Origin of the sequence: Streptomyces aureus (genome assembly GCF_001418135.1) — a bacterium.
In the GTDB taxonomy this organism is placed as follows: domain Bacteria; phylum Actinomycetota; class Actinomycetes; order Streptomycetales; family Streptomycetaceae; genus Streptomyces; species Streptomyces aureus_A.
The window spans coordinates 1-2,571 of record NZ_LIPQ01000560.1 but is presented as its reverse complement, the minus strand read 5'-3'; the positions used below and the strand labels follow the sequence as shown (position 1 = coordinate 2,571).

Sequence of the window (2,571 nt, the reverse complement as noted above, 5' to 3'; positions counted from 1 at the left end):
GCGTCCGCCCCGAGGTCGCCGGGCCCGAGGACGGAGGGCCCGCCGCCGTACACGTCGTGCCCTTCGAGGACCATGGCGCCCTGCGCGATGTAGCTGTAGACGTCCTTGCTGTAGAGCGGCGGGGCGAGGAGCAGCGGCCCGGTCCACCAGGCCAGGGTGGCGAGCACCCCGTCCCGTACCCCTCGGGCGAGAAGCACGCCGTACCGCCACCAGGCGGCGACGAGCACCGTCAGGCCGAGGTACGCGAGGAGCGCGCCGGCGAGGGTGAGCGCGGAGCCGCGCGGCTCCCACAGCCCCCAGCCGCCGCGCACCGGCAGCGTCCCGGCGGCCCAGCCGCCCACGGCGACGGCGAGCGACCCGGCAGCGCCGAGCCACCGGCATCCGGAAGCACTGAAAAACCACATGACGGGCCAACCTACCCTGCGGGCCGCCGCGCCCCGTCGTACCCGGCACCCCCGTACCCGCCGCCCGTCACTTGGGGCGCTTCGTGGCGCCCGGTGCCTCGTCGGCCTTGCCGGGGCCCGCGGTCTTGTTGCCGCCACCCGAGCCGCCCCCTCCGGGAGTGGCCTCAGGCGACGGGCTCGTCGTGGTCGGGGTGGTGCTGGGCCTGGGTGACGGGGTCGCGGTCGTGGCCTCGGCCGTGGGCGTCGGCGTGGCCGGAGCGTCGGAGGTGCCGACCGTGGCGCGCGGAGTGGACGGGCGCGCCGGCGCGCCGTCGGACGCGCCGGAGTCGCCGGAGTCGTCCGACGCGGCTGGGTCCGGCTGGATCAGCGCGGGAGCGTCCTGCCGTTCGTCGTCCGCCCAGGGCAGCGGCCCTCCCGCAGGTCCGGCGCCGAAGGATCCGGCGACGACGATGCCGAGGAATCCGAGGCAGGCGAGGCCCACCCCTGCAGCGCCCCACCGCACCACGCGGCCGCGTCGCCCCGAGGCGTCGACGAAGACGCTGTTGTCCTGGTGACTCATGGGCGCGAAGTGTAGGGAGCACGACACCACAGCGCGAGTCCACACACATTCCGGACACATTCAGAGACACGCCAGGTGTCCGACGTGTCCCAAAACACGAAGCGTCCCGGCCGACCCCGCCGTAAGCTCTCGGCATGCAGGTGATCCAGTCCACGAAGCTCGCCAACGTCTGTTACGAAATCCGGGGTCCGGTGCTCGAAGAGGCGATGCGGCTTGAGGCTGCGGGTCATCGCATCCTCAAGCTCAACACGGGAAACCCGGCCGCCTTCGGCTTCGAGTGCCCGCCCGCCATCCTCGAGGACGTGCTGCGCAACCTGTCCGAGGCGCACGGCTACGGCGACGCGAAGGGGCTGCTCTCGGCCCGCCGCGCGGTGATGAGCCACTACGAGACCAAGGGCATCCCGCTCTCCGTCGAGGACATCTATCTCGGCAACGGCGTCTCGGAGCTGATCCAGATGTCGATGCAGGCGCTGCTCGACGACGGTGACGAGGTCCTCGTCCCGGCCCCGGACTATCCGCTGTGGACGGCGTCGGTCTCGCTCGCGGGCGGCACGGCCGTGCACTACCGCTGCGACGAGCAGGCGGACTGGATGCCGGACCTGGCGGACATCGAGCGGAAGATCACCGATCGCACGAAGGCGATCGTGATCATCAACCCGAACAATCCGACGGGCGCCGTCTACGACGACGAGATGCTCCGCTCCCTCACGGAGATCGCCCGCCGCCACAACCTGGTCATCTGCTCGGACGAGATCTACGACAAGATCCTCTACGACGGTGCCACGCACACCCCCACCGCCGCGATCGCCCCCGACCTGCTCGTCCTGACCTTCAACGGGATGAGCAAGAACTACCGGGTGGCCGGCTTCCGCTCGGGCTGGCTGGCGGTCTGCGGCCCGAAGCACCACGCGTCCTCCTACATCGAGGGCCTCACGATCCTCGCCAACATGCGCCTCTGCGCGAACATGCCGGCGCAGCACGCGGTGGCCGCCGCGCTCCAGGGCCGGCAGTCGATCGAGGACCTGGTGCTGCCGGGCGGGCGTCTCCTTGAGCAGCGGGACACGGCGTACGAGCTGCTGACCCAGATCCCGGGTGTGACGTGCGTGAAGCCGAAGGGCGCGCTGTACCTGTTCCCGCGCCTCGATCCGAACGTCTACAAGATCAAGGACGACCGGCAGATGGTCCTGGACCTGCTGCGGGCCGAGAAGATCATGGTGGTGCACGGGACGGGCTTCAACTGGCACGAGCCCGATCACTTCCGGATCGTCACGCTGCCGGCGGCGGCGGACCTGGCGGACGCGGTGACCCGGATCGGCCGGTTCCTGGACGGCTACGGCCAGCCGTAGCACCACGGCCGGACCCCGCACCCCAGCCGGACCCCGCTCAACTTTAGACTGAATCTAAGCTAGGATGGCTCCAGAGCACTCAGGAGGCCGTCCCATGTACGAACCGATCCGCACCAAGTCGGTCCACCGGATGGCCGACGACGCCCACGACGCGTACCCGCACCGCTCCCGCGAGGAGGAGCTGGACATCCAGCTCGCCGGCCACCTCTCCGCCCTGCTCGCCGTCACCGACGAGCTCGGCGACACCGAGGCCGGCGAGCTG

General features: G+C 70.9%; 3 protein-coding genes. 1 reads left to right on the top strand and 2 read right to left on the bottom strand.

Annotated elements, in window-relative coordinates; translation table 11 throughout:
• On the bottom strand, positions 1-404 hold a 404-nt coding region (mptB, locus tag AOK00_RS33890; protein WP_173861717.1), incomplete at its 3' end, for a polyprenol phosphomannose-dependent alpha 1,6 mannosyltransferase MptB.
• A gap of 67 nt (positions 405-471) precedes the next feature.
• Complete coding sequence (locus AOK00_RS33885; protein WP_159041913.1) at positions 472-963, bottom strand: hypothetical protein; 492 nt, start codon at positions 961-963, stop codon at positions 472-474.
• 134 nt (positions 964-1,097) lie between these two features.
• Between AOK00_RS33885 and AOK00_RS33880 the strand changes: the two genes are divergently transcribed.
• A complete protein-coding gene (locus AOK00_RS33880; protein WP_055603974.1) occupies positions 1,098-2,309 on the top strand; it encodes a pyridoxal phosphate-dependent aminotransferase in 1,212 nt (403 codons plus the stop codon).
• Positions 2,310-2,571 lie beyond the last annotated feature (262 nt).

Bases quoted from the DNA above. Each gene is read 5' to 3' on its own strand.
- AOK00_RS33880 (WP_055603974.1), top strand. From the start codon at position 1,098: ATGCAGGTGATCCAGTCCACGAAGCTCGCCAACGTCTGTTACGAAATC.
- AOK00_RS33885 (WP_159041913.1), bottom strand. From the start codon at position 963: ATGAGTCACCAGGACAACAGCGTCTTCGTCGACGCCTCGGGGCGACGC.